The organism is Streptomyces sp. NPDC002463 (genome assembly GCF_042889835.1).
Lineage (GTDB): Bacteria > Actinomycetota > Actinomycetes > Streptomycetales > Streptomycetaceae > Streptomyces > Streptomyces nymphaeiformis.
Genome location: NZ_JBIARL010000006.1, coordinates 244,874 through 266,823 on the forward strand (window position 1 = coordinate 244,874; position 21,950 = coordinate 266,823).

At 73.8% G+C, this 21,950-nt stretch carries 25 protein-coding genes and 1 pseudogene; 14 read left to right on the forward strand and 12 right to left on the reverse strand.

Annotated features, from left to right (window positions below; genetic code table 11):
• Positions 1–5: 5 nt before the first annotated feature.
• Positions 6–782, forward strand: coding sequence for a methyltransferase domain-containing protein (locus tag ACFYX3_RS15120; RefSeq protein ID WP_389012924.1), 777 nt, complete (start codon positions 6–8; stop codon positions 780–782).
• A gap of 7 nt (positions 783–789) precedes the next feature.
• On the opposite strand, the gene ACFYX3_RS15125 is transcribed toward ACFYX3_RS15120, so the two are convergent.
• The gene (locus ACFYX3_RS15125; protein WP_389013213.1) at positions 790–1,728 is read right to left on the reverse strand and encodes an NADP-dependent oxidoreductase; all 939 of its coding nucleotides are present in this window, start codon (positions 1,726–1,728) and stop codon (positions 790–792) included.
• 88 nt (positions 1,729–1,816) lie between these two features.
• On the opposite strand from ACFYX3_RS15125, the gene ACFYX3_RS15130 reads away from it, so the two are divergent.
• The 3 genes from ACFYX3_RS15130 to ACFYX3_RS15140 are packed head-to-tail and all read left to right on the forward strand — an operon-like array spanning position 1,817 to position 4,159.
• Positions 1,817–2,809 (forward strand): GlxA family transcriptional regulator, encoded by a 993-nt coding sequence (locus ACFYX3_RS15130; protein WP_389012927.1) that lies wholly within the window; start codon positions 1,817–1,819, stop codon positions 2,807–2,809.
• 20 nt (positions 2,810–2,829) lie between these two features.
• Positions 2,830–3,762 (forward strand): LysR family transcriptional regulator, encoded by a 933-nt coding sequence (locus ACFYX3_RS15135; RefSeq protein WP_389012930.1) that lies wholly within the window; start codon positions 2,830–2,832, stop codon positions 3,760–3,762.
• A gap of 28 nt (positions 3,763–3,790) precedes the next feature.
• Positions 3,791–4,159, forward strand: a complete 369-nt coding sequence (locus tag ACFYX3_RS15140) for a DUF952 domain-containing protein (protein WP_376585282.1) — start codon at positions 3,791–3,793, stop codon at positions 4,157–4,159.
• 10 nt (positions 4,160–4,169) lie between these two features.
• On the opposite strand, the gene ACFYX3_RS15145 is transcribed toward ACFYX3_RS15140, so the two are convergent.
• Positions 4,170–4,817: a response regulator gene (locus tag ACFYX3_RS15145; RefSeq protein ID WP_385657792.1), complete on the reverse strand. Its 648-nt coding sequence runs from the start codon at positions 4,815–4,817 to the stop codon at positions 4,170–4,172.
• Positions 4,802–6,106, reverse strand: a complete 1,305-nt coding sequence (locus ACFYX3_RS15150; RefSeq protein ID WP_389012935.1) for a sensor histidine kinase — start codon at positions 6,104–6,106, stop codon at positions 4,802–4,804. Before ACFYX3_RS15150 ends, ACFYX3_RS15145 begins: the two co-directional genes overlap by 16 nt.
• A 163-nt stretch (positions 6,107–6,269) precedes the next feature.
• Here ACFYX3_RS15150 and ACFYX3_RS15155 point away from each other — a divergent pair, with 163 nt between their 5' ends.
• From ACFYX3_RS15155 to ACFYX3_RS15165, 3 genes are all read left to right on the forward strand, one after another.
• The gene (locus ACFYX3_RS15155; RefSeq protein WP_389012938.1) at positions 6,270–6,734 is read left to right on the forward strand and encodes a hypothetical protein; all 465 of its coding nucleotides are present in this window, start codon (positions 6,270–6,272) and stop codon (positions 6,732–6,734) included.
• A gap of 159 nt (positions 6,735–6,893) precedes the next feature.
• The gene (locus ACFYX3_RS15160) at positions 6,894–8,363 is read left to right on the forward strand and encodes a multicopper oxidase family protein (protein ID WP_389012941.1); all 1,470 of its coding nucleotides are present in this window, start codon (positions 6,894–6,896) and stop codon (positions 8,361–8,363) included.
• Between the two features lie 142 nt (positions 8,364–8,505).
• Positions 8,506–9,897 carry an FAD-binding oxidoreductase gene (locus ACFYX3_RS15165; protein ID WP_389012944.1) on the forward strand — a complete coding sequence of 464 codons (1,392 nt, stop codon included), beginning with the start codon at positions 8,506–8,508 and terminating at the stop codon, positions 9,895–9,897.
• A 54-nt stretch (positions 9,898–9,951) separates the two neighbouring features.
• Here the strand turns inward: ACFYX3_RS15165 and ACFYX3_RS15170 are convergent, their stop codons facing one another.
• Positions 9,952–10,422 (reverse strand): VOC family protein, encoded by a 471-nt coding sequence (locus ACFYX3_RS15170; RefSeq protein WP_389012947.1) that lies wholly within the window; start codon positions 10,420–10,422, stop codon positions 9,952–9,954.
• 215 nt (positions 10,423–10,637) lie between these two features.
• Here ACFYX3_RS15170 and ACFYX3_RS15175 point away from each other — a divergent pair, with 215 nt between their 5' ends.
• Positions 10,638–11,210 carry an antibiotic biosynthesis monooxygenase gene (locus ACFYX3_RS15175; RefSeq protein WP_389012950.1) on the forward strand — a complete coding sequence of 191 codons (573 nt, stop codon included), beginning with the start codon at positions 10,638–10,640 and terminating at the stop codon, positions 11,208–11,210.
• Positions 11,211–11,227: 17 nt separating this feature from the next.
• On the opposite strand, the gene ACFYX3_RS15180 is transcribed toward ACFYX3_RS15175, so the two are convergent.
• The 5 genes from ACFYX3_RS15180 to ACFYX3_RS15200 all read right to left on the reverse strand — a co-directional run bounded on the left by ACFYX3_RS15180 (position 11,228) and on the right by ACFYX3_RS15200 (position 14,432).
• Positions 11,228–12,157 (reverse strand): M56 family metallopeptidase, encoded by a 930-nt coding sequence (locus ACFYX3_RS15180; RefSeq protein WP_389012953.1) that lies wholly within the window; start codon positions 12,155–12,157, stop codon positions 11,228–11,230.
• A gap of 5 nt (positions 12,158–12,162) precedes the next feature.
• Positions 12,163–12,579, reverse strand: a complete 417-nt coding sequence (locus tag ACFYX3_RS15185; RefSeq protein ID WP_382657467.1) for a BlaI/MecI/CopY family transcriptional regulator — start codon at positions 12,577–12,579, stop codon at positions 12,163–12,165.
• 99 nt (positions 12,580–12,678) lie between these two features.
• The gene (locus ACFYX3_RS15190; protein WP_389012957.1) at positions 12,679–13,347 is read right to left on the reverse strand and encodes a 4'-phosphopantetheinyl transferase; all 669 of its coding nucleotides are present in this window, start codon (positions 13,345–13,347) and stop codon (positions 12,679–12,681) included.
• Positions 13,344–14,231 carry a metallophosphoesterase family protein gene (locus ACFYX3_RS15195; protein WP_389012959.1) on the reverse strand — a complete coding sequence of 296 codons (888 nt, stop codon included), beginning with the start codon at positions 14,229–14,231 and terminating at the stop codon, positions 13,344–13,346. The genes ACFYX3_RS15190 and ACFYX3_RS15195 overlap by 4 nt, the downstream gene beginning before the upstream one ends.
• 51 nt (positions 14,232–14,282) lie before the next feature.
• Entirely contained in the window at positions 14,283–14,432 is a 150-nt protein-coding gene (locus ACFYX3_RS15200; RefSeq protein ID WP_389012962.1) for a hypothetical protein, read from the reverse strand.
• Between the two features lie 7 nt (positions 14,433–14,439).
• Here ACFYX3_RS15200 and ACFYX3_RS15205 point away from each other — a divergent pair, with 7 nt between their 5' ends.
• Both ACFYX3_RS15205 and ACFYX3_RS15210 read left to right on the forward strand, forming a co-directional pair.
• Complete coding sequence (locus ACFYX3_RS15205) at positions 14,440–14,604, forward strand: hypothetical protein (RefSeq protein WP_389012964.1); 165 nt, start codon at positions 14,440–14,442, stop codon at positions 14,602–14,604.
• A gap of 192 nt (positions 14,605–14,796) precedes the next feature.
• A pseudogene (locus ACFYX3_RS15210) lies at positions 14,797–15,060 on the forward strand (ABC transporter permease); the annotation flags it as partial.
• A 101-nt stretch (positions 15,061–15,161) separates the two neighbouring features.
• Here ACFYX3_RS15210 and ACFYX3_RS15215 read toward each other — a convergent pair.
• Together ACFYX3_RS15215 and ACFYX3_RS15220 are read right to left on the reverse strand one after the other, a co-directional pair.
• Positions 15,162–15,944 (reverse strand): SAM-dependent methyltransferase, encoded by a 783-nt coding sequence (locus ACFYX3_RS15215; RefSeq protein WP_389012967.1) that lies wholly within the window; start codon positions 15,942–15,944, stop codon positions 15,162–15,164.
• A gap of 64 nt (positions 15,945–16,008) precedes the next feature.
• Positions 16,009–16,992, reverse strand: a complete 984-nt coding sequence (locus tag ACFYX3_RS15220) for a GlxA family transcriptional regulator (RefSeq protein ID WP_389012970.1) — start codon at positions 16,990–16,992, stop codon at positions 16,009–16,011.
• Between the two features lie 161 nt (positions 16,993–17,153).
• Here ACFYX3_RS15220 and ACFYX3_RS15225 point away from each other — a divergent pair, with 161 nt between their 5' ends.
• From ACFYX3_RS15225 to ACFYX3_RS15235, 3 genes are all read left to right on the forward strand, one after another.
• Positions 17,154–17,972 (forward strand): dienelactone hydrolase family protein, encoded by an 819-nt coding sequence (locus ACFYX3_RS15225; RefSeq protein ID WP_389012973.1) that lies wholly within the window; start codon positions 17,154–17,156, stop codon positions 17,970–17,972.
• A gap of 195 nt (positions 17,973–18,167) precedes the next feature.
• Positions 18,168–19,085 (forward strand): zinc metalloprotease HtpX, encoded by a 918-nt coding sequence (htpX, locus tag ACFYX3_RS15230; protein ID WP_389012976.1) that lies wholly within the window; start codon positions 18,168–18,170, stop codon positions 19,083–19,085.
• A gap of 5 nt (positions 19,086–19,090) precedes the next feature.
• On the forward strand, positions 19,091–19,753 hold the full coding sequence (locus ACFYX3_RS15235; RefSeq protein ID WP_389012979.1) for a hypothetical protein: 663 nt from the start codon (positions 19,091–19,093) through the stop codon (positions 19,751–19,753).
• A 56-nt stretch (positions 19,754–19,809) separates the two neighbouring features.
• Here ACFYX3_RS15235 and ACFYX3_RS15240 read toward each other — a convergent pair whose 3' ends face one another.
• Positions 19,810–20,706: a LysR family transcriptional regulator gene (locus tag ACFYX3_RS15240; RefSeq protein WP_389012982.1), complete on the reverse strand. Its 897-nt coding sequence runs from the start codon at positions 20,704–20,706 to the stop codon at positions 19,810–19,812.
• Between the two features lie 83 nt (positions 20,707–20,789).
• Here ACFYX3_RS15240 and ACFYX3_RS15245 point away from each other — a divergent pair, with 83 nt between their 5' ends.
• Positions 20,790–21,950: a serine hydrolase domain-containing protein gene (locus ACFYX3_RS15245; RefSeq protein ID WP_389012985.1), complete on the forward strand. Its 1,161-nt coding sequence runs from the start codon at positions 20,790–20,792 to the stop codon at positions 21,948–21,950.

Sequence of the window (21,950 nt, forward strand, 5' to 3'; positions counted from 1 at the left end):
TCGCCATGTCCATCACGCCTGCGGCCCCTTCCGGCCGCGACCACGGTCCCGCCCTGCTCGCCGTCCTCGACGCCGTCGACCGCGCCCCGGGAGCGGCCGCGCTGCGCGCCCGCTCGTACGGCCTCCTCGGGATCACGACGGGCTCCCGTCTGCTCGACGTCGGCTGCGGCGGGGGTCTGGCCGTCGCGGAGGCCGGCGCGCGCGGGGCTCTCGCCGCCGGTGTCGACCGGGACGAGGCGATGGTCGCCGCGGCCCGGCGACGGCACCCGGGCCACGCGTTCGCCGTCGCCGAGGCGACCGCGCTCCCCTACGAGGACGGCGCGTGGGACGCGTACCGCGCGGACAAGGTGCTCCACGAACTGCCCGATCCGGGGGCGGCGCTCGCCGAGGCCCGCAGGGTCCTCAGGCCGGGCGGACGGGCCGTGCTCACCGGACAGGACTGGGACACGTGTGTCCTGGACGCCGAGGACGGCGCCCTGACCCGGACGATCGTGCACGCGCGCGCCGACCTGGTCACCGGACCGCGCGTCGCCCGCCGCTTCCGCGGCCTGCTCCTGGACCACGGGTTCGGCGAGGTGGCGGTGGAGGTCTCCACCGCCGTCCTCACCGACGCCCGCCTGCTCCCCCTCGCGACGGGCCTGGCGGAGTCGGCGGTACGGAGCGGGGCCGTCACCCGCGAGCAGGCGGCGGCCTGGAGCGCGGACCAGGCCGCCCGCGCCGCCGCCGACCGCTTCTTCCTGGCGATCCCCGTCTTCACGGCGTCCGGGACACGGAGCCGGTGAGTCGGGTTCAGGGGCCGTCCACCGTCAGGACGAGCTTGCCGGTGGTGCGGTCGGTCTCGCCGAGGCTGTGGGCCTTGGCGGCTTCGGCGAGGGGGAACACGGCCTCGATGTGGGGGCGGAGGGCGCCGGAGGCCGCGAGGGTGGCAACGGCGTTCATGCCGGCGTGGTCGGCCTCGACGAGGAGGGTCTCCACGCGGACGCCCCGCGCCGCCGCCTCGGCCGGCTCGTCGGGGTCGGTGGGCGGCAGCAGGGAGACGAGCGTGCCGCCCGGGCGCAGGACGTCGAGGGAGCGGCTGCGGGTGTCGCCGGACATCGGATCGAGGACCATGTCGACGTCCTGGACGGCCTCGGCGAAGTCGGTGGTGCGGTAGTCGATCACCTCGTCCGCGCCGAGGGAGCGGACGAACGCGTGCTTCGGGGCACTCGCGGTGCCGATGACGTACGCGCCGCGGGCCTTGGCGATCTGGACGGCGAGGTGGCCGACGCCGCCGGCGGCCGCGTGGATCAGGACCCGCTGCCCGGGGCCGACCTGGGCGGTGTCGACGATCGCCTGGTACGCGGTGAGGGCGGCGAGCGGCAGGGCGCCGGCCTGCACGTGGTCGATCTCGGCCGGCTTGTGGGCGAAGGCGCGGGCGGGGCCGGTCACGTACTCGGCGTGGGAGCCGACGCCGTACGGGTAGGGCAGCATCCCGAAGACCTCGTCGCCGGGCTTGAACACGGTCACGCCGTAGCCGACGGCCTCCACGACGCCGGAGACGTCCCAGCCGAGGACGAGGGGGAGGCGGTCGAGGAAGAGGGCTCCCGCGCGGTGCTTCCAGTCGGTCGGGTTGACGCCGGCCGCGCGGACGGCGACGAGGATCTGGCTGGGGCCGGGCAGAGGGCGCGGGACCACGACCTCCCGGAGGACCTCGGCGGTGCCGTGGGTGTCCTGGCTGATGGCTCGCATGGTGGGGTGGTTCGTCATGCCGTCAAGACTCGCGGGCCGTCCCGTCCCGTACCATGGCATGATTGCCATCTTTCGAAGGGATCCTGCCATGAGTTCTGTCACGGACCCTGCCCCGGGCCCTGCCGCGGGTGATCGTCATCGTGTCGTCGTCCTCGCCATGGACGGGGTCTATCCCTTCGAACTGGGCATTCCCAGCCGCGTGTTCGGCGCGGTGGCCGACCGCTACGAGGTCCTCACCTGCTCGGTGGACGGCCGGCCCGTCCGCACCAACTCCGACTTCTCGGTGACCGTCGCGCACGGCCCCGAGGCGCTCCGTACGGCCGACACCGTCATCCTTCCGCCGTTCGACATGTCCCTCCTCTCCCGCGAGCTCCCCGCCGGGGTCACCGAGGCGCTGGCCTCCGTGCCGGCCGGGGCCCGCGTCGTGTCCATCTGCACGGGCGCGTTCGTCCTCGCCGCCGCCGGGCTCCTGGACGGCCGCCCCGCCACCACGCACTGGGCGCTCGCCGCCGTCTTCCGCCAGTGGTTCCCGCAGGTGGCCCTGGACCCGGACGTGCTGTTCGTCGACGACGGCGACGTGCTGACCTCGGCGGGCGCCGCGTCCGGCGTGGACGTCTGCCTGCACCTCGTACGGAAGGACCACGGCGCCGCCGTCGCCAACCACGTGGCCCGCGCCTGTGTCGTGCCGCCCTGGCGGGACGGCGGGCAGGCCCAGTACATCGAGCAGCCCGTGCCGGAGACCGCCGCGAACGACACCTCGGCGACCCGGCAGTGGGCGCTGGAGAACCTGCACGAGCCGCTCGCCCTCAGCGAGCTCGCCGCCCATGCCCGGATGAGCCTGCGGACCTTCGCCCGCCGGTTCAACGAGGAGGTGGGCATGAGCCCCGGCCGCTGGCTGATCCAGCAGCGGGTGGCCCGCGCCCGGCAACTCCTCGAGTCCACGGACCTCGCCGTGGACGACATCGCGGGCCAGGTGGGCTTCGCGACCGGCACGTCGCTGCGCCAGCACCTCCACGCGGCGATCGGCGTCTCCCCGCTCGCGTACCGGCGCACCTTCCGGGGCGAGGCCGCCCTGTCATAGGCCTGGTTAGGCTTCACGCCGTGAGACATCACGATTCCGATGGCGCAGCAGCTCAGCCGGTGGCCGATCTGAACCTGCTGCGGACCTTCCTCGCCGTCCACCGCTCCGGATCGTTCACCGCCGCCGCAGGGCTGCTCGGTCTGTCGCAGCCGACGGTGACCACCCAGATCCGCGCCCTCGAACGGCAGACGGGACGCGAACTCTTCGAGCGGCTGCCGCGCGGCGTCGCCCCGACCGCCGTCGCCGACGAGCTCGCGGCCCGGGTGGCCGGGCCCCTCGACGCGCTGGCCGCCGTGTCCGGGCACGCGGCCGTACCGCACGAGCGGGCCGCTCCCGTACATCTGGCGGGCCCCGCCGAACTGCTCTGCGCACGCGTGCTGCCCGCCCTCGCCCCGCTGGCGGCCGAAGGCGTACGGCTCAGGGTCAGCCCGGGTCTGACCGAGCCGCTCCTCGACGAGCTGCGCGCGGGCCGGCACGACCTGGTGATCGCCACCTTCCGGCCGCGCGGGCGGGCGCTGACCGCCGTCCCGCTCACCGACGAGGAGTTCGTCCTGGTCGCGGCCCCGGTCTGGGCCGACCGCGTCAAGGAGCGGCTGGCCCTGGAGGGACCGGCGGCGCTGCATCCCGTCCCCCTCGTCACGTACGCCGAGGATCTGCCGATAGCCCGCCGCTACTGGCGCCATGTGTTCGGGGCGCGCCTTTCCCGCCCCGCCGCCGTGACCGTGCCCGACCTTCGCGGGGTGCTCGCGGCGGTCGTCGCCGGAGCGGGCTTCAGCGTCCTGCCGCGCTACCTCTGCCAGGCCGAACTGGCCTCGGGCGCGCTCGTGTCCCTGCACGAACCGGAGGACCCGCCCATCAACACCGGCTACCTCGTCCAGCGCCCGGGCCGCCCCGGCAACCCCGACGTCACCCGCGTCCGGGACGTGCTCATCGAGGCCGGGCGAACCTGGTGACGCCGGGCGCTGCTGCTATAACCGGAGCATGATCTACCACGTGGTGACGCCCGCTGAGTGGTCCGCCCGGCCGGAGGAGCCGTACGCCCCCGCCTCCCTCGCGGAGGAGGGGTTCGTGCACTGCTCCCCCGACGAGCCGACCACGCTCGCCGTCGTCAACGCCTACTTCCGCGGCGTCACCGGGCCGCTCCTCGTCCTCCTCCTCGACGAGAGCCGGCTCACGGCGAGGACGGAGTGGGAGGCCGCCGCCCCCACCCCACCGCCCGGCGTCTCCGAGGAGACCCTGTTCCCGCACGTCTTCGGCCCGATCGACCGCGCCGCCGTCGACGCCGTCCTGGAGGTCACCCGGGACGCGGACGGCCTGGCCACGGGGCTGGCGAAGACCGGCCGACCGTGACCGAACGGGATCAGTCCCTGTTCAGATAGGCCAGGACCGCGAGGACCCGGCGGTTGTTGGTGCCGTCGTCGACGATGCCGAGCTTGCCGAACAGGGAGGTCGTGTACTTCCCGATGGCGCTCTCGCTGAGGAACAGGCGCTGGGCGATGACCTGGTTCGACAGTCCTTCGGCCATGAGGCCGAGGACCGAGTGCTCGCGTTCGGTGAGCCGTTCCAGACGTCGGTTCGAGGACCCGCCGCCCAACAGCTTGGCGATGACGGCCGGGTCCATCGCGGTTCCGCCGGCCGCGACGCGTTCCAACGCGTCGATGAACTGGTCGGCGTCGAACACGCTGTCCTTGAGGAAGTAGCCGATCCCGCCGGAGCCGTCGGCCAACAGCTCACGGGCATAGAGCTGTTCGACGTACTGGGAGAGGATCAGGACCGGCAGTCCCGGCAGTTCGGCGCGGGCCGCGACGGCCGCCCGCAGGCCTTCGTCCGTGTGCGTCGGCGGCATGCGGACGTCGACGACGGCGACGTCGGGCCGCCAGGTGCGCAGCGCCTGGAGGGTCTCCGGTCCGGTGGCCGCCGTCGCCACCACCTCGTGGCCGTACGCCTCGACGAGCCGGACCATTCCGTCGCGCAGCAGGTAGAGGTCTTCGGCTACGACGATGCGCATGGCACCTCCAGGGTCGCGAGGGTGGGGCCGCCCACCGGGCTGGTGATCTCCAGGGTGCCGTCGAAGGCGGCGAGACGGCGGCGCAGCCCGGCGAGGCCGCCGCCGTCGCGGACGAGGGCCCCGCCGCGGCCGTCGTCCTCGACCTCGATGACGACACTTCCCGCGCCCGTGGCGCCCTCGGTGAGGGAGATCCGGGCCCGGGTCGCCCCGGCGTGCTTGACCGCGTTGCTCAGGAGTTCGGCGACGGCGAAGTACAGGGCCGTCTCGACCGGAGGGTCCGGTCGGTGGCGGAGGTCCGCGCGGACGGCGACGTCGAGCGGGTTGTCCAGGGCGAGGGCGCGGACGGCGTCGACGAGTCCCCGGTCGCTCAGGACGGGCGGGTTGATGCCCCTGACCAGTTCCCGGAGTTCGGTCAGGGACGCGGTGGCGCCCGCCCGCGCCTCCCGCATGAGCGCCTTCGCCCGGTCGGGGTCGGTCTCCATCAGCTTCTCCGCCGTCGCCAGGGAGAGCCCGAGGCCGACGAGCCGGGCCTGTGCGCCGTCGTGCAGGTCGCGCTCGATCCGGCGGATCTCGGCTGCCTGAGCGATCGTCACCTCGGCACGCTGTGCGGTGAGCTGCTCCACGCGCTCCGCCAGGGCCATGGCCGCCGAGGGACGCAGGAAGCGTACGGCGACCGGCTCGATCGTCCGCCAGGCGTACGGGGAGACGGCGACGGCCGTCGCCAGACCGAGCACTCCGACGAGGCGGGCGATGGTCACGGACGTACCGGACCCGGATCCGGGTCCGGGTCCGAACCCGCCCGCGAAGCCGAGGGCGGCCGCGGCCACCCCGGCCGGTGGCAGGAGCGCGACCAGGCCCGCGGTGAGCGGCACGATCGCCGTGAACCTCAGGTCGCGCAGGTTCGCGGGGTCGTTCCACCGGATGCGCCACCGCTGGTCCATGAGGGCGTCGCGGCGGGTGCGCTCGTAACCGAAGCCGTTCCACCAGTAGCCCGTGGACAGCCGCGCGACCGGCGGGGCCTCCCGGTAGCCGGCCGGAACGACGGTGCCCGTCCACCGGGCGACGAGGGCGCGGACGGCCCGGCAGACCGGCCGGGACAGGGCGAGCGTGCCCGCGCAGACCAGGACGACCGGCGCGATCCACGACCACGGGTTGCCCGGTCCCCACCGGATGCCCAGTGCCACGGCGGCCGCCCACACGGCCGGGACGAGCATGCCGACCCCCGCCACGGCGCACGCCCGTAAGAACCCCACGCCGACGCGCACCGCCCACCTGCCCAGCTGTCTCATGCCTCCGCCTTCGTCTTCCGTTCGGGGCATCCACTCAGTGCGTCCACTGTGCACCGGCGGCGGCCCCCCTCTCCCCCGGTCGGCCCAGGAGTGGGGCCGGCCCCACCCCCTCGTGCGCCCAGACGGATACCGGCCCCGCCGGACGCCCGGCAGGGTCGGTGACATGGAAACCGACCTGAACCCGAACACCCCGTCCACGGCCGCCCCGCTCGACCGTGCCCCCACCCGACGAGCCTTCGCCACGGCGAGGACGAGCGTCAAGATCTACGGCGCACTCGGCGCCCTCTCCCTCCTCACCGTCGTCGCGGTGGCGGCCGGCGGTCATCCCGTGAACACGTTCATGTGGGTACGGGCCGTCCTGCTGCCCGTGGTCGCCGTGGCGGTCCACCGCCTGCTCGTCTCCGCCTCCCGGGGATCCCGGCGGGCCTTCGAGCGGGTGCGGACCCTCGCCGGCATCCTGCCGGTCGCGATCATCGGCGTCGACCTGATCCCGGGCGTGTGCCCGCCGTGGTACGCCGTGATGCAGACCGTCTGCGTGCTGCCCGTCGTCCGCCTCGCGTTCCTCGCCCGCGGCTCCGCGCTGCGCACCGCCTTCCCCCGGGTGAAGCCGTCCCCGTCGCGCCGATGACCGCGCAAAGCACCTGGCCACCCGCTTGGGTCACGTCGGCGCCGCCGCCGTGTGCGGTTCCCTCCGCTCTCGGTTAGACCTGGTTCACAGAGTGTCGGCCGGCCCGCCGGAAGCCACTCGTCCGGCGTCACCGGCCGCCCACCTCCCGGGAGGAAGCAGATGATCACCCGTCGCAGCATGCTCGGCGGCGCTCTCGCCGCCGCAGGCCTGCCGCTCCTCGCCCCCGGCATACTCGCCGGGGGCGAGGCGCACGCGGCGGAGGCCCTGCCACCGGCCGGCACGCGCCGTGCGAAGGGCCCCGTGCCGCCCGCGTTCACCACGGCCATGCCGGTCCCGACCGTGCTGCGCCCGATCTCCTCGACGGGTGCCGTGGACTGCTACGAGCTCAAGATCCGCAGGTCCACCGCCGAGATCCTCCCCGGCATCGCCACCGACGTCCTGACCTACGGCGGGCATTTCCCCGGCCCCGTCATCCACGCACGCTCCGGGCGCCGTGTCCTCGTCCGCCAGCACAACGGCCTGGACATGCCCGTCACCGTCCACCTGCACGGCGGGAACGTACCGTCCGCCTCCGACGGCAACCCGATGGACGTCTTCGCGCCCGGGACCGCGCGGACGTACGTGTACACCAACCGGCAGCCGCACGCCTCGCTCTGGTTCCACGACCACGCCCACCACATGGAGGCCGAGCACGTCTACCGCGGACTGTCCGGCAACTATCTGCTCACGGACGACCTCGAACAGAGCCTGCCCCTGCCGAAGGGCCGGTACGACGTGCCCATCACGCTCCGCGACGCCCGCTTCGACGAGCGGGGGCAGCTGGCGTACACGATGAGCGACCGGAACCGCACCACCGTCCTCGCGAACGGCAGGCCGACCCCGTACTTCGAGGTCGCGGCCCGCAAGTACCGCTTCCGTCTGCTCAACGGCTCCAACCTGCGCCTCTTCGCGCTGGGTCTGTCCGACGGCACTCCGCTCACCCAGATCGCCTCGGACGGCGGGCTGCTCGAACACCCCGTCGCCGTGCCCGTCCTCACGCTCTCGCCCGGCGAACGCGCCGACGTGGTCGTCGACTTCTCCCGCCACGCCGTCGGCACCCGTCTCGTCCTCACGAACACCGGCCCCGGCCGGCCCGAGCAGGTCGGCAGGGTGCTGGCGTTCGACGTCGTGCGCACCGCCGACGACCCCAGCAGCGTCCCCGAGGTGCTGCGCACCCTGCGGCCGGCCGCCGCGCTGCCCGAGGCCGCCGTGACCCGCGACATCGAGCTCAGCATGGACGAGGACGGGCGCCCCGATCCCCGGGGGTTCATCAACGGGCGGATGTACGACCCCGATCGCGTCGACACCACCGTGGCCTTCGGGTCGTCCGAGATCTGGAACGTGACCAACTCCAACAGGCGCGCCCCGCACAACTTCCATCTGCACCTGGTGCAGTTCCGCGTCCTCGAACGCGGCGGGCGGCCCGCGGGACCGACGGAGACGGGCCTGAAGGACACGGTCCGGGTGATGCCGGGCGAGACGGTGAAGCTCCATGTGACGTTCGACGGGTACCGGGGCGACTACGTGTACCACTGCCACATGCTCGACCACTCCGCCATGGGCATGATGGCCACTTTCCGCGTCCGGTGACCCGTCCCCGCGTCGTCGGCCCCGGCCGGTGGCCGGCGGCGCGGGGAGCGAGTCGTGCGTCATGGCTCGCGGCCCCCGGGCGGCGGGGGGAGACTGAAGGGGTAGCACGGCCGGCAGCCAGGGGTGCCCTGAAGGAGTGGCCATGGGCGGCACGGCGGTGGAGGCCTTGCGCGAGGTGATGCGCGGCGAGGTCATCGGCCCGGAGGACGCGGGGTACGACGAGGCCCGGCAGATCTACAACGCGATGATCGACCGGCGGCCGGCCGTCATCGCCCGGTGCGCGGACACCACGGACGTCCGGGCGGCGGTGCGGTACGCCCGGGAGACCGGCATGGACCTGGCGGTCCGCGGCGGCGGGCACAGCGGGGGCGGCCTGTGCCTGGTCGACGGCTCGCTGATGATCGACCTGTCCGGCATCCGCTGGGTGCGGGTGGACCCCGCGAGGCGGACCGCCCTGGTGGGCGGCGGCAGCCAGCTCGGGGACCTGGACCACGAGGCGCACGGCTTCGGGCTCGCGACGCCCGCCGGCATCATGTCGACGACCGGCGTCGGCGGGCTGACGCTGGGCGGCGGACACGGGCACCTCACCCGGGCGTACGGGCTGACCGTCGACAACCTGCTCGCGGTGGACGTGGTCCTCGCGGACGGCACGGTCGTCACCGCGTCGGCGGACGAACACCCCGATCTCTTCTGGGCGTTGCGCGGCGGCGGCGGCAACTTCGGCGTGGCGACGTCCTTCACGTACGCCCTGCACCCGGTGGTCGACGTCGGGCTCGGCGTCACCCTGTGGGAGCCGGAGCACATCGGGGCGGTGCTGCGCTGGTACCGGGAGTTCCTGCCGGCGGCGCCCGACGAACTGAACGGCTTCTTCGCCACGCTGACGGTCGCTCCCGGACCGCCCTTCCCCGAGGAGATCCACCACAAGAAGATGTGCGGCGTGATCTGGTGCAGCACGGGCCCGACGGACGAGGAGAGCCTCGCGAGGACCTTCGCCGCGGTGGCCGATCCGGCCCCGCCGGCCTTCCACTTCGCGACGCCGATCCCGTACCCGGCCCTCCAGGCGATGTTCGACGACCTGATCCCGAAGGGCCTGCAGTGGTACTGGCGCGGCGACTTCTTCGACGCCATCCCGGAGGAGGCGATCGACGTCCACCGCACCTTCCTGGAGAACATCCCGACCGAGCTGTCGACGATGCACCTCTACCCCGTCGACGGCGCGGCCCACCGCGTGGAAGCCATGGACACGGCCTGGGCCTACCGGGACGCGATCTGGTCCGGCGTGATCGGCGCCATCAGCCCCGAACCGTCCGACGCGGAGGCGCTCCGCACCTGGGCGGTGGACTACTGGGAGGCCCTGCACCCCACCTCGATGGGCGGCGCGTACGTCAACTTCCTCGGCGCGGACGAGACCCAGGACCGGGTCCGGGCGACGTACCGGGGGCACTACGGCCGGCTGGCCGAGGTGAAGAAGACGTACGACCCGGACAACGTCTTCCACCACAACCAGAACATCGCCCCGGACGCGGAGGGCTAGGGCGGACCGCCGGCACTCCGGGGAGGCCCTTCAGGGCTCCCCGGAGTGCCGTCCTCAGGGCTCCATGGAGCGCATGGCCTCCTCCGCCCGCTTCTCCATCTCCTCCGGGGAGACGTCCTCGACGTGCGTGGAGATGTTCCAGCGGTGGCCGAAGGGGTCCTCGATCTGTCCGGTGCGGTCGCCGTAGAACTCGTTCTTCACCGGCGACAGTTCCCTGGCGCCCCGTGCGAGGGCCGCGGCGAAGACCGCGTCGACGTCCTCGACGTACACGTGGAGGGTGACGGGCGTGCCGCCGACGGACTTCGGCGAGCGGAAGTTCATGTCCGGGAACTCGTCCGCGAGCATGACGAGCCCGTTCCCGAGCTCCAGCTCGGCGTGGCCGATCCTGCCGTCGGGCGCCGGCATCCTCATCCGCTCGGTCGCGCCGAGCACGGCCACGTAGAAGTCGATCGCCTCCGGGGCTCCGTCGACGCAGAGGTACGGCGTGACACGCGGATATCCCTCGGGGATGGGCTGGACGGCCACGGGGCTCCCGCCTTTCCGGACAGTGGCGGTCACCGCCGACCGCCGCCTGCGACCACTGATATCCCGAACCGTCGGCCCCGCTCCGACGCCGCGCGGCGCCCCGGACGCCGAATGCCCTGAAGGGCCGACCGCGCCGGGACCCGTGCCTCCCGGCCCGGTCCGGCCCGGCTCCGCGTAGAGTGAGGGCGGGCGCGGCGTGATCACGAGGAGTACCTGTGACCGCGGTCAGCCTTGAACACACCACCGTGCCCGCCGACACCGGCGAGGTGACCCTGCTGATAGCCCGCCGGGTGGAGCCCGGACACGAAGCGGCCTTCGAGGTGTGGGCGAAGGGCGTCCTCGACACGGCCGCCACGTTCCCCGGCCACCTCGGGTACGGTCTCTTCCGCTCCTCCGGCGGCGACGCCCCCTGGTTCCTCGTCCACCGGTTCCGGGACGCGGAGGCCTGCCGGGCCTGGCAGGAGTCCCCCGAGCGGGCCGCCTGGTTCGCCGACTGCCGGGGGCACCACCACACCGAGATCGCCCGGCGGAAGCTCACCGGCATGGAGACCTGGTTCGCCAAGCCGGGATCGACCCGGCCCGCGCCGCCCCGGTGGAAGATGGCGATCAGCGCGACCCTGGCGATCTACCCGGTCTCCGTCCTCGGCAGCCTCTTCCTCGTGCCCCGCCTCACCGGGCTTCCCCTGCTGCTGAGCAGCGCGATCGTCGCCTGCGTCTTCAACGTGCTGATGACGTACGTGGCGATGCCCGCGGTGAGCAGACTGCTGCGCGGCTGGCTCACCCCGTAGTGCCCCTCCCGGGAGGGCTACATCGGGGTGGCCGCCCGCAGGATGGCGAAGAGCGTCACGGCGGAGTTCGCGGAGAACAGCGCCGACACGGTCGCGCCGGCGGCGGCACCCCACACCGCCAGGCCCACCGCCGTGAACGCCGAAGGCCAGGCACGCCCCGCCGGGGCCGGCCGCATGAGTGCCGCCACCCGGCGGGGCACGGGCCCGGCGGCCGCGAAGGTGGGCAGGGTGACCGCGAGCGGTGCGCGGGACATCAGGGCCGCCTTGCCGATCGCGCGGGCGACGGTGCGGCGGCTGCCGACCGCGGTCGCCGCGTCCTCGTCGGCCCAGCGCTCGGCGGTGTACGTCACGGCGGTACGGAGCGGGCGCAGGAACGGGTTGGCCCGGGCGGCGAGGTGCACCACGAGCAGGTGCCGGTGGTGGCGGCCCGTCAGGTGAGCCCGTTCATGGGCGAAGAGGGCCCGGCGTTCGGCGGCCTTCAGCCCCGCCAGCATCCCCGCGCTCACCACGACCCGGTCGTGACGGCCGGGAAGGGCGTACGCGTACGGGTCGGGGTCCGGCAGCACCGCGACCGGTCCGGCAGACAGGCCGGCGAGCGCCGCCACCGCGCGGCGGCGCACCCGCGCGTGCCGCCAGGCCGCCCAGGCGCAGGAGACGAGGACCGCGAGCAGCGCGGGGATGGCCGCCCGGCCCGCGACCTCGTCGTACGGGACGGCCGCGCGGACCTCGGGGTCGGACCACCCGTCGGGCAGCGGGTTCCCCGGCAGTTGTGCCGTGCCCACGATCACGAGGAGTCCGAGGCACAGGGTGCTGCACACGGCGAGGACGCCGGCGACGGCGGTGAGGAGGCGGGTCGCGGTGCGCGGGTGCAGGCGCTGCTCGGCGAGCCGGGCCACCGGCCAGGCGGTGAGCGGAAGGACGAGCGGAAGGAAGACGAAGACTCCCATGGCGGTCAGTCTTCCCCCTCCCCGGGGGCCTCCTCCGGGACATCGGCCAGGAGTTCACGCAGCAGCCGCTCGTCGTTCGGCGAGAGCGCGGTGACGAAGCTGGCGAGCACGGCCTCGCGGTCGGTCTCGGCGTCGAGGACCTTGCGCATGCGCAGCGCGGCGAGCCCGGCCTCGTCCGCGACGGCGGTCCAGACGAAGGACCGCCCGGCCCGCTCGCGTACGACCGCGCCCTTCGCGTGCAGCCGGGTGAGGATGGTGATGACGGTGGTGTACGCGAGACCGCCGCCGAGGCGCTCCTGCACCCAGGCCACGGGGACCGGCTCGGCCGCTCCGCGCAGGACGCCGAGCACCTGGGCCTCCAGCTCGCCCTGTCCCCGCCTGCGCGGTCCGGGCTCCGCCCCGCCCCTGCTCCGGTCCACCACGCGTCATCCTCCCGTCCGCCGCTCCGGCTCGCCCGCCACGGGCAGCGGCCATCGTACTGACCGGTGGCGGAGCGCCCGCGTCTCCCACCGGCTACGCGGTCACAGCACCACCGCCGTGGCGACGTGGTCGGCACGGCTCAGCCAGCGGCCGGAGAAGCCGGTGAGGGGGCGGCCGGCGACGTGGGGGCCGGGGCGCAGCAGGCGGGCGGTGAAGGTGCCGTGGTCCGGGTCGAGGGTGACGTCCGCCTCGTCGAAGCCGAGTTCCTCTCCGGTGAGCGGGTACCAGGCCTTGAACACGGACTCCTTGGCGCTGAACAGCAGCCGGTCCCAGGCGGTTCCGGGGCTGTGCCGGGCGAGGGCGGCCATGGCCCGCTGTTCGCCGGGCAGCGCGATCGCCTCCAGGACGCCGTCCGGCAGCGGCGCGTGCGGTTCGGCGTCGATGCCGATCGTCACCCGCCGGCCGGTCCGGGCGACGGCGACGGCCCGGTAGCCCTGGCAGTGGGTCATGCTGCCGACCACGCCGGCGGGCCACTGGGGGGCGCCCCGCCGGTTGCGCAGCAGGGGGGCCGGGGGCAGGCCGAGGCGGGCGAGGGCCCGGCGTGCGCAGATCCGTCCGGTGGTGAACTCGCGCCGCCGAGGGGGTACGGCGCGCGCGATGAGCGCCTCCTCCTCGGGAAAGAGCCCTTCGCCGTGCTCCAGGGCGTCGTCCGGGAGGTCGCCCGGTGCCGCCACGGACACCACGTCCGGGGGAAGGATCGCCTCGATCACAGGATCGCTCCCGCGGTGCGCGGGACCGGCAGGATCTGGTGCAGGGGTTCCCGGGGCGGGCGCGGCCGCCATTCCCGGGGGTAGCCGAGGGAGACCTCCTCGAAGCGGACGCCGTCCTGCCACAGGACGCGCGGGATGTGCAGATGTCCGTAGACGACGGCGAGCGCACGGAACCGGGTGTGCCAGTCCGCGGTGCGTTCGGTGCCGCACCACTGGGCGAACTCGGGGTAGCGCAGGATGCGGGTCGGTTCGCGGGTCATCGGGAAGTGGTTGACGAGCACGGTGCGCGCGTCCGGGGGCAGGGCGGCCAGCCGCCGCTCGGTGTGGGCGATCCGGGCGTGGCACCAGGCGGCCCGGTCCGGGTAGGGGTCGGGGTGCAGGAAGTACTCGTCGGTGCAGACGATTCCGGCCTCGCGGGCGCGGTGCAGCGACTCCTCGACGGTGAGGCCGGGGTCGCGGAAGGAGTAGTCGTAGAGCAGGAAGAGCGGGGCCACGGTGACCGGCCCGCCGTCGCCCCGCCACTCGGGGTAGGGGTCCTCGGGGGTCGCGATGCCGAGGGAGCGGCAGAGGTCGACCAGGTGCTGGTAGCGCTTCTCGCCCCGCAGGTCGCAGGGGTCCTCGGGGTGCGCCCACAGCTCGTGGTTGCCCGGGGCCCAGACGACCTTCGCGAACCGTTCGGCGAGGAGGGTCAGGGCCCACTCCACGTCGGCGAACTTCTCGCCGACGTCCCCCGCCACGATCAGCCAGTCCTCGTCCGAGCCGGGTCGTAACGAGGAGACGACGGAACGATTCTCCTTGTATGCCACATGAATGTCGCTCACTGCGAGCAGCTTGCCGTCCCCCACGGTTCCTCCTCGTCCGGCGCACGCGCGTCCACGCCGCATCCTGCCCCAGGTGCGGACCTCGGGACACGGCATTCCTCCGGCGAAAAGGCTTCAGGCGTCCGGTTCCCGCCCGGCGGGCGCGGCACCGCGGACCTCGATGAGCCGCTGTACGTCGTCGAGGACGCGGTCCAGGCCGAAGACGAACTCGTCGTCGGGCCCGCCCTCCTCGTCGTATCCGCCGGCCGACAGCGCGGCGTGCACGGCCCCGGTGACCGACCGGATCGCCGTCCTCACCGACGTCCTGCGCGCCCTGGAGGACCGGGGCGTGCGGGTCGAGGACATCGCGATCCGGCGCCCCACCCTGGACGAGGTCTTCCTCCACCTGACAGAGCGCCACACCCCCGCCCCGGAGACGGAGGTCCTCTCCTCATGACCGCCACCATCCCCCGGTCCACGGGGCCGCGGCCTACGTACGCCGCGGCCGGAGCCGCAAGGCCCTCGCCGACACCCTCGTCCTGACCGGACGCCACCTCACCCACGCCCTGCGGCAGCCCGCCGAGCCGGCCATCGCCCTCCTCGTGCCGTCATGCTCCCGCTGCTCTTCGGCCACGCCTTCGACGGCGCGATGCAGGTGCCGGGCAACGGCACCTGCCGCGAGTTCCTCATCGCGGGCATCTTCGTCATGGTGATGACGTACGGGATCGCCGCCGCCGCCCAGGGCACGGCGAGGGACACCGAGGAGGCCGTCTTCGGACGGTTCCGCTCGATGCCGATGTCGCCCGCGTCCCTGCTCACGAGCCGGATGTGCTCCGAGACGGCGCGCGCGGTCCTCGAGACCGCCGTCGTCACCGGGATCGGCATGCCCCTCGGCCTGCTGGTGCCGGGCGGGCTCGTCACGGCCGTCGTGTACCCGCTCGCGCTGCCGGTGACGTTCATCTCCAGCATGTTCGTGGCGCCCGCCTCGATGCGGCTCGGGCGGGGCGCCGCCCGCTACTTGCGGCCGACGCCCGCGTACATCGCCACGTCGTCCGCCGGCGTCTCCGGCCGCCACGCGGAGCAGGAGACCACGCCGGGGTCGAGGAGCTCCAGGCCGTCGAAGTACCGTGCGACGGCGGCGGGGGTGCGCTGGGTGAGCTTCGGGGTGCCGTGCTCGTTCCAGAACGCCACCGCCGCGTCGACGTCCGGCATGTCGGGGTGCGTGACCGTGTGGGACAGGACGAGGTGGCTGCCGGGGGCGAGCGCGTCCATGAGCCGGCGGACGATCGCGTACGACTCCTCGTCGTCCTCGACGAAGATGACGACCCCCAGCAGCATCAGCGCGACCGGCTGCGACAGGTCGAGCGTCTTCGCCGCGGCGGCCAGGATCGTGTCGACGTCCCGCAGATCGGCGTCGAGGTAGTCGGTGCGGCCCTCGGGCGTCCCGACCAGCAGGGCGCGGGCGTGCGCGAGGACGAGCGGGTCGTTGTCGACGTAGACGACGCGCGCGTCGGGGGCGATGCGCTGGGCGACCTCGTGGGTGTTGTCGGCGCTCGGCAGTCCCGTCCCGATGTCCAGGAACTGCCGGATGCCCTCCTGTTCGGCCAGGTGCCGCACCGCCCGCCCGAGGAACAGCCGGTCCGCCTTCGCGTACTCCCCGATGCCGGGGTGCAGCGCCCGGATCTGGTCGCCGGCCTCCCGGTCGACGGGGTAGTTGTCCTTGCCGCCGGTCCAGTAGTTCCAGATCCGGGCGGTGTGCGGCCGGGAGGTGTCGATGCGCGATTCGATGTCGGTCACGCCGTCAACGTACCTCAGCGCTCGGTCAACTCCCTTTTCCGGATGCCGCTTTGACCTCTGTTGTTCATGTGTCACCGGCCTTTCGGTGCGCGCGGAAGGCGGTCCGGTAAGCGCTCGGGGGCCGGCCCGTGTGGCGGGTGAAGAGGGCGGCGAAGGTGCCGGGGTCGCGGTAGCCGACGGAGCCCGCGACGGCGGCGACGGTGCGGTCGGTGGTCTCCAGGAGGTGGCGGGCGCGACGGACGCGCGAGGCCTGGAGGTGGGCGAGCGGGGTGCGGCCGGTCTCGGCGGAGAACCGGCGCAGCAGGGTCCTGGTGCTGACTCCGAAGGCCGCGGCGAGGGCGGCGAGGTCGTAGCGGTCGGCGAGGTGCTGGTCGAGATGGCGCATGACCCGCTCGGAGAACGCGTGGCCGGGCTGCGGGAGGAGCCGGGCGTCGACGTACGGGGTCTGGGAGGTGCGCGCGTCGTCGACGAGGGCGAGACGGGCGGTGGCGCGGGCCACGCGGGGCCCGCCGTGCCGGCGGATCAGGTCGAGCGCGAAGTCGTACATGGCGCTGAAGGCGGCCGTGGTCGTCACCCCCGTGTCGGTGACGACCAGTTCTTCGGGCCGGACGTCGACGGCCGGGCGGCGGCGGGCCAGCGCGTCCGCCTGGAGCCAGGACGTCGTGGCGCGTCGCCCGTCGAGGAGTCCGGCTTCGGCGAGCAGGAACGCGCCGACGCAGAGCGAGACGACGGCGGTGCCGGCGGCGAACTGCGCGCGGATCGCGGCGATCTCGGGGCCGAGCGCGCCGAGCCGCTCGTCCAGGTCGGCGTCGAGGAGCAGTTCGAAGCCCGGGACGACGAGGACGTCGGCCTCGCGGAGGGGACCGACGTCGAGCCGCGCGCCGCCGGAGGCGGTGACCCGGCGGCGCGGCGAGACGATCGACACCTGGTACCCGGGGCCGTCGGGCCCCGCGATGTGTCCGGCCATCGTCAACAGGTCGGGGACGCCGAAGACTTCGGACGCGAAGCAGCCCGGATACGCCAGGACGCCGACGCGCAGCGCACTCATGGTGGCGAGGTTACCGGTGCCTGTGGCGATCTCGCGCCTCCCCCGGACTCCGGGTGGCGGGCTCCGGGTGGCGGGTGGCGGGTGGCGGGTGGCGGGATTACCGGCACCTGTGGCGATCTCGCCCCTCCCCCGGGCTCCCGGCGGCGGGCCAGGCTGTGCGCATGACTCCTTCCGCCGACGATCCCCTCGACGACTTCACCCCTCGGCTCATCGACGTGGACGGCGTGGTGAAGACCGTCCACACCGCCGGTTCCGGGCCCGCCGTCGTCGTCCTGCCCGAGATGCCCGGCATCAGTCCCGACGTGCTGCGCCTCGCGCGCTGGGTGCGGGACGCCGGCTTCACCGTCCTCGTACCCTCCCTCTTCGGGACCGACGGCGCCTTCCCCACGGTGGAGGGCGGCCAGGAGGTGATCCGGCGGGCGTGCGTCAGCGCGGAGTTCCGGGCGTTCGCCGGGGGCGGTACGAGCCCGGTCGCGGCGTGGCTGCGCGGTCTGGCGCGCCGGGCGCACGCCGAGTGCGGCGGCCCGGGCGTCGGCGCGATCGGCCTGTGCTTCACCGGCAACTTCGCCCTGACGATGGCCCTGGAGCCGGCCGTGATCGCGCCCGTGGTCAACCACCCCTCCCTGCCCCTCGACGACCCCGGCGGCCTCGAACTCGACGAGGCGGACGCGCGCGCGATCCAGGAGCGGGTGGCCCGCGACGGGCTGACCGTCCTCGCGTACCGCTTCGAGGGCGACCGCTGGTGCACGGGCCGGCGGTTCGCGGCGTACCGCGCGCTGCTCGGCGACGCCTTCGACGGCCGTGTCCTCCCGGACAGCGCGGCGAACCCCGCTCCCCCGCCGTTCTTCGCCGAGACGGTCGGTACGCCGCACAGCGTCGTCACCGCCCACCTGGTCGACGAGGCCGGCCACCCCACCGTCCGGGCCCGGAACGAGATCCTGGCCTTCCTGGGCGACCGCCTGCACCCCGCGACCGGCTGACGGGGACGTCCTCGAACGGTCACGCAAAGGCGTCCGCCGCGCACGCACGGCCGCCGAAAGCCCGGATCCCAGCCGGGCACGCCCGCCCCGCGCCCGTTCTCCCGTGCGGGGGAGCACACTGGCAGGAGGGGGCGGAGGGCTTGCCCCGGCCCGGGGCAGGGCCCGTTCCGCCCACTCGTGGAAGAGGGTGCGCGGATGTCCGGTACTCGGTCCTCGTCCCGCTCGCGCTACGCCCCCGACCGGGGGCTCGCGACCCGCATGGCGACGACGATGTTCCTGATCGGCCTCCTGTACGTGGTCTTCGTCGGCGTCCTGCTGGTGCTGATGCGCGGGTCCTGGCCCGTCATCCTGCTGATCACGGGCGCGCTGTTCGTCGGGCAGTTCTGGTTCAGCGACCGGATCGCCGCGCTGGGCATGGGGGCGCGCGAGGTGACTCGCGAGCAGGCGCCCGAACTGCACGGCACCGTGGACCGGATCTGCGCCCTGGCCGACATGCCGAAGCCGAAGGTCGCGATCGCCGAGAGCGACCTGCCGAACGCGTTCGCCACCGGCCGCGGCGAGAAGACCGCGCTGGTCTGCGTCACGACCGGTCTGCTGCGGCGGCTCGAGCCGGAGGAGCTGGAGGGGGTCCTTGCGCACGAGATGTCGCACGTGGCGCACCGGGACGTGGCGGTCATGACCATCGCGTCGTTCCTGGGGGTGCTCGCGGGGATGATGACACGGGTCGCGCTGTACAGCGGTCTCGGCCGCAGCCGGGACAGCACCATGGGCGTCGCCGTGATCCTCGTGCCCGTGGTCAGCGCCGCCGTCTACGTCGTCAGCTTCCTGCTGACCCGGGTGCTGTCCCGCTACCGCGAACTGGCCGCCGACCGTGCCGCCGCGCTCCTCACCGGCCGCCCCTCGGCGCTCGCCTCCGCTCTCACCAAGGTGAACGGGGAGATGGCCCGGATCCCGACGAAGGACCTGCGCAAGGCGGAGCCGTACAACGCGTTCTGGTTCGCTCCTGCCTTCTCGTCCAAGGAGAGCCTGAGCCGGCTGCTCTCCACCCACCCCACTCTGGAGCAGCGGCTCGAACAGCTCGCGCGGATCTCGGCGCGGCTGGGTGAGGCGTGACGGCGGTGGGACTCCTCGACAGCATCCTCGGGCGCAGCCGGCCGGTGCGGCCCGATCTGGACCGGCTCTTCGGGCTCCCGGCCGCCGCGTTGACCCTGCAGGCGGGCACGGGCTTCGTGCCGACCGGCGCCGGGGCGGTGTGCTTCGCGGCGGTGGAGGGCGGTGCGTTCGCGCGTCTGAAGGGCGATGTACGGGACCTCCTCGACGTCGAGGCGTCGGCCGCTCCCGATCCGGGTGCGGGTGCCGGGCCGGGGGTGTCGCCCGTGACGTACACCTCGGACGCGTACGGCTACACGTGGCTCACCGTCCGGCGTCCCGCCGAGGACCTGATCACCCTGGTCAACGACCTGCACGCGGTCAACGCCCTCCTGGAGGAGGCCGGCTTCGGCCCGAACCTTCTCTGCTCCCTGACCGCGTTCCACGCCCCGGAAAGCGACGCGGGAAGCGGCACGGACCGGACCCGCGACCTCGCCCTCGTCTACCTCTACAAGCGCGGCACCTTCTACCCCTTCGCCCCGCGCGCGGACCGGGCCGAGACCCGCGACAACGCCCTCGAGCTGGAGGTCAGGGGCCTCCTCGCGGGCGATCTCGCGTTGGAACCCGACATGGAGCGCTGGTTCCCGGTCTGGGGCGCGCCGGGGCTCGGTGGGTCCGACGGGCAGCGGTGAGCGTGCGGGCTCTCCCGTGAACCGGCGTCAGGGACCTGCGCCGAACCCTCCGCACCTCAGATCGCTTCGGCCTCGGGGCGGACGACCTGCTCGGCGAAGGCGCCCAGTCGCGTCGCCAGCTGCTCGAGGGCGGCGGCCGCGTAGTGGTCGGCGCTCCAGCAGGCGTGGATGGGGAGCTGGACGGGAGCGCCGTCGGCGTCGAGGACGAGCAGGGGGCGGGTGCCGAACCGGGGCAGCTCGGTCCCGATCGCGACGCCGCGCCGCCCTGCCGCCAGGGCGTGGCGCATCTGCTCCCACGGGACCTCGGTGTGGCGCCGGTACCCGGATCGGGCGGCGATGACGGCCGCGTCGAGGACGGCACGCGTCGGGTCCGTCCGGCCGGGGAGGAGGAGGGGCTGATCCACCAGCTCGTCCAGCGTGACGGCGGTCTCGCGGGCCCAGGGGTGGCCCGGGTCGACGTAGGCGTGGAGGGGCACGCGGGTGAGGTGCTGCCAGGCGAGGCCGCCCGCGGGGGGCAGGTTCGCGGCGATGCCGAAGTCCTGCCCGGCGGCGACCGCCTCGTGGACCTCGTCGCCGAGGACCGAGACGACGGCGATGAACGGGTCGTCGTCTCCGAGGGTGGCGACGAACGGAGCGAGGACGTAGTCCAGCGTCGTGGGGGCGGCCACGCAGGAGATCCGGGTCAGCCGTCCGTCGGCCAGCTGCCCCGCGACCGTCGTCAGCCGGTCGGCCCGGCTGAGCAGGTCATGCGCCACGTCGAGCGTGTGGCGGCCCGCGTCGGTGAGGGACAGGCGATGGCCGTTGCGGCGGAAGAGCGTCACGCCGAGGTCGCGTTCCAGGCGCTGGATCTGCCGGGACACGGCGGGCTGGGCGATGTGCAGCTGTTCGGCGGCGGCCGTGACGGTGCCGAGTTGCGCGACGGTCAGAAAGCACCGCAGGTGGCGTAGCTCCATGCCTCATCATGCCGAAACGGCATCACGATGGGTAGGTTTTAGGTCTTGGACAGGTGCGGGTGGCCGGAATCACCATCTCCTCCATGACCTCCTACGACATCTCGTCCGGCAACTGGCTCACCCCGCCCCACCACCGGCTCGGCCTGCACCGGGTCGAGGACGTGATCCCCTGCGCGACCCTCGCCCGCGGTGAGGCACCGGTACGTGAGCTCGTGCCCGCGACCGAGCCCCTGGACTGGGGCCTCCTGACCGTGCCGGGCCCCGACGGGCGGGCGGTCGGCGCGGAGGAGTGGCTCGCCCGCACGCACACCGACGGCATCCTCGTGCTGCGCGGCGACACGATCCTCGCGGAGCGCTACTTCGGCGAGTTCACGGCCGCCTCGCGCCACATCGTGATGTCCCTCTCGAAGTCGTTCGCCGGCATGCTCGCCGGGGTGCTGGCCGCCGCCGGCCTCCTCGACGTCGACGCGGCCGTGCCGACGTACGTCCCGGAGCTGGCAGCCGGTTCCTACGCCGGGGCCACCGTGGGGCAGTTGCTCGACATGACCGCGGCACCGCACTACGACATGTCGTACCTGGAGCCCGACGCCGAGGTGCACGCGGGCGACCGCGCCGCCGGCTGGCGGCCGCGGCAGACCGACGACGTGGTCGGCACCCGGTCGTTCCTGGCCGGGTTGCGCGGCGCCGGCCGGCACGGCGCCGGCTTCCAGTACTGCTCGGGGACCACCGACGTCCTCGCGTGGGTGCTCGAACGCGCCGGCGGCGCGGGCTACGGCGAGCTGATGCGGCGGCACATCTGGTCGCGGATCGGCGCCGAGGACGACGCCTTCGTCACCGTCGACGACCACGGAACGCCCTATGCGTGTGCCGGCATGGGGATGCGACTGCGCGATCTCGCCCGCTTCGGGCGCCTGGTCCTCGACGACGGGTGGCGCGAGGGCACACCGGTGGTGCCGGCCGACTGGATCGCCCGGACGCGCCGCGGCGGGCGGTTCACGACCACGGCCGAGTCCGACGCCGCGGCGGGAGGCACCTACAAGAACCAGTGGTGGATCCCGGGAGACGACCACGGGTCCTTCTACGGAGTCGGCATCTTCGGCCAGTACCTCTGGCTCGATCCGCGGACCGACGTCGTCATCGCGAAGTTCTCCGCCACCGACCGGCCGGTCGCCGAGACACCCGCCGAGCTCGACGCGCTGGGCGCCCTCGCCCGTGCGGCCGCCGTGACCCCGCAGGAGGTATGA

What these genes read in the sequence shown, in the direction of transcription:
- ACFYX3_RS15195 (WP_389012959.1), bottom strand. Translation starts at nt 14,231, where the DNA reads ATGCGGCGTGGACGCGCGTGCGCCGGACGAGGAGGAACCGTGGGGGAC.
- ACFYX3_RS15160 (WP_389012941.1), top strand. Translation starts at nt 6,894, where the DNA reads ATGATCACCCGTCGCAGCATGCTCGGCGGCGCTCTCGCCGCCGCAGGC.
- ACFYX3_RS15225 (WP_389012973.1), top strand. Translation starts at nt 17,154, where the DNA reads ATGACTCCTTCCGCCGACGATCCCCTCGACGACTTCACCCCTCGGCTC.
- ACFYX3_RS15240 (WP_389012982.1), bottom strand. Translation starts at nt 20,706, where the DNA reads ATGGAGCTACGCCACCTGCGGTGCTTTCTGACCGTCGCGCAACTCGGC.
- ACFYX3_RS15165 (WP_389012944.1), top strand. Translation starts at nt 8,506, where the DNA reads ATGGGCGGCACGGCGGTGGAGGCCTTGCGCGAGGTGATGCGCGGCGAG.
- ACFYX3_RS15245 (WP_389012985.1), top strand. Translation starts at nt 20,790, where the DNA reads ATGACCTCCTACGACATCTCGTCCGGCAACTGGCTCACCCCGCCCCAC.
- ACFYX3_RS15125 (WP_389013213.1), bottom strand. Translation starts at nt 1,728, where the DNA reads ATGCGAGCCATCAGCCAGGACACCCACGGCACCGCCGAGGTCCTCCGG.
- ACFYX3_RS15145 (WP_385657792.1), bottom strand. Translation starts at nt 4,817, where the DNA reads ATGCGCATCGTCGTAGCCGAAGACCTCTACCTGCTGCGCGACGGAATG.
- ACFYX3_RS15150 (WP_389012935.1), bottom strand. Translation starts at nt 6,106, where the DNA reads ATGAGACAGCTGGGCAGGTGGGCGGTGCGCGTCGGCGTGGGGTTCTTA.
- ACFYX3_RS15140 (WP_376585282.1), top strand. Translation starts at nt 3,791, where the DNA reads ATGATCTACCACGTGGTGACGCCCGCTGAGTGGTCCGCCCGGCCGGAG.
- ACFYX3_RS15220 (WP_389012970.1), bottom strand. Translation starts at nt 16,992, where the DNA reads ATGAGTGCGCTGCGCGTCGGCGTCCTGGCGTATCCGGGCTGCTTCGCG.
- htpX (WP_389012976.1), top strand. Translation starts at nt 18,168, where the DNA reads ATGTCCGGTACTCGGTCCTCGTCCCGCTCGCGCTACGCCCCCGACCGG.
- ACFYX3_RS15180 (WP_389012953.1), bottom strand. Translation starts at nt 12,157, where the DNA reads ATGGGAGTCTTCGTCTTCCTTCCGCTCGTCCTTCCGCTCACCGCCTGG.
- ACFYX3_RS15130 (WP_389012927.1), top strand. Translation starts at nt 1,817, where the DNA reads ATGAGTTCTGTCACGGACCCTGCCCCGGGCCCTGCCGCGGGTGATCGT.
- ACFYX3_RS15120 (WP_389012924.1), top strand. Translation starts at nt 6, where the DNA reads ATGTCCATCACGCCTGCGGCCCCTTCCGGCCGCGACCACGGTCCCGCC.
- ACFYX3_RS15155 (WP_389012938.1), top strand. Translation starts at nt 6,270, where the DNA reads ATGGAAACCGACCTGAACCCGAACACCCCGTCCACGGCCGCCCCGCTC.